At 63.6% G+C, this 1650-nt stretch carries 2 protein-coding genes; both read right to left on the bottom strand.

What is annotated here, in order from left to right:
* Positions 1-279: hypothetical protein (locus NZM16_RS08825; RefSeq protein ID WP_295479990.1), on the bottom strand; the 279-nt coding region annotated here is incomplete at its 3' end.
* Between the two features lie 29 nt (positions 280-308).
* Positions 309-1650, bottom strand: a 1342-nt coding sequence (locus NZM16_RS08830; protein WP_295479992.1) for an alpha/beta hydrolase-fold protein, incomplete at its 5' end; no start/stop codon positions are given.

The following is a 1650-nucleotide window of genomic DNA, read 5'->3' on the forward strand; positions in this document are numbered from 1 at the left end:
CGCTAGGAGGACCACCGGGTAGCGCTGAAGGATCGGGAGGGAGACCTCCGCCAGAGTCTGGACCTCATAAGCCATCCAGCCTTCGGCCCGCAGGATCTCTGGGAGATAGGCGCCGAATGGGTTGGGGGACAGAGGATCCCACACCACGCCGATGCGGATGTCTGTTGAGGACTGCGCTTCGCCAAGGCGAAGGGCCGGGCCGCTCCAAAGCAGAGTAACGATCAGGGCGATCAGCGAGCCCAGAAGGACTCCGCGGAAGAGGCCGGATTTCCTACGCATCATGGATCTCACCTTATGGGCGTTGCTGTTCAATCGAATCGGTAGCAGATCCGATCGTTCTCCGAACACATGGGCATGGGGCGCAACGGACGAGCAGGATCCGATGTCATCGGTGCGGGAAGGAGGGTGTCTTCGGAAGAAACGAAGGCGCCGCCTGACAAGGCTCGAGGGTAGGCCCTAATCGCGATCCGCCAGTGGCCGGGCGGTAGAGCCAGCCGCAGGCGTCCCCCGGGTGCAATCATGCGGCGTTCTGACTTCAGGGCGCCGCTGCCTCCATCCCGGATCTGAACCCGGAGTGGGATCCTCGAGGAATACCAGGGGGGCGTGATCAGGGTGATAGGATTTCCGTTGCGCACCTCAAATCCCTCCGGCGTCACCTCTCGGAGCTCGGTCCAGGCAGCGGGATGAGTCTGGACTATCCGCATTCCGTAGATCGTTCGCGTTCGGGCCACCGCGAATCGATACGACCAGCGGTCCCGTGGACGATAGGGAGCTCGCAAGATCGGGCTTAACGTTTCAAAGATCCGGGCGATCTCCGCGGAGGAGACCTCATGGCCCAGCCCAGGGATCTCCTCCCAGTAGTGGGGATATCCGAGAGCTTGCAGGGTCTCGTGCATCCGGCGACTATGAACAGGGCTTACTTCCGAATCGGCCGCACCGTGAAAGATCATAAGCGTCAATCCCTTTAGATTCAGGGCCAGCTCGACGGGATTATCTGCTGCGTATCGCAATGGATCCGTGCCCTTAGGACCATAGGCCGCCCGGGTGGCCTCCGAGTCGTGAAGGGTAAGATCCAGCACCCCACCGATGGAACCTGCGGCGGCGAATCGATCCGGGTGATGGGCCGCCAGAGAGAAAGCGCCCTTTCCACCCATGGAGAACCCCACCAGGGCTCGCCCGCCGGGATCCCGTCGCACCGGGTAGCGGCTTTCCACCCAGGGGAGGACCCCCTGGAAGAACCAGTCGTAGAACGAAACCTGCCACGCGGAGCCCCCCGGCCAGGGGAGGCCCGGATAGATCGAGTAATAAGAGGGAACACCATCCTCCTCGCCCTGAAGGGCCACCAGCAGGATATGGGCCGCATCGGCGGCCTGCTGGAGGTCCGGGCGCTCCCACATGCCCAGCCCCATCGCCCAGCCGGACAGGAGATAGATCACCGGATAGGGCCGGTGGGCCGGGAAGCCTGCCGGCCGGTAAACCCGCACCTCGTGAGCTTGCCCTCGCCACTCCACGGTCCAGCTCTCCCAGCTGCCCTGCGGCAGCCCCTGGGCCTTCGCGATCGCCGGAGGCCTCCCCAGGACCCCCCCTATCCCCGCGATCAGCCCCAGCCATGCGATTCGAATGAGCAGGCTCTGTTTCACCATTCTGTTT

It is taken from the genome of Thermoflexus sp., from assembly GCF_025055495.1.
Classification (GTDB): domain Bacteria; phylum Chloroflexota; class Anaerolineae; order Thermoflexales; family Thermoflexaceae; genus Thermoflexus.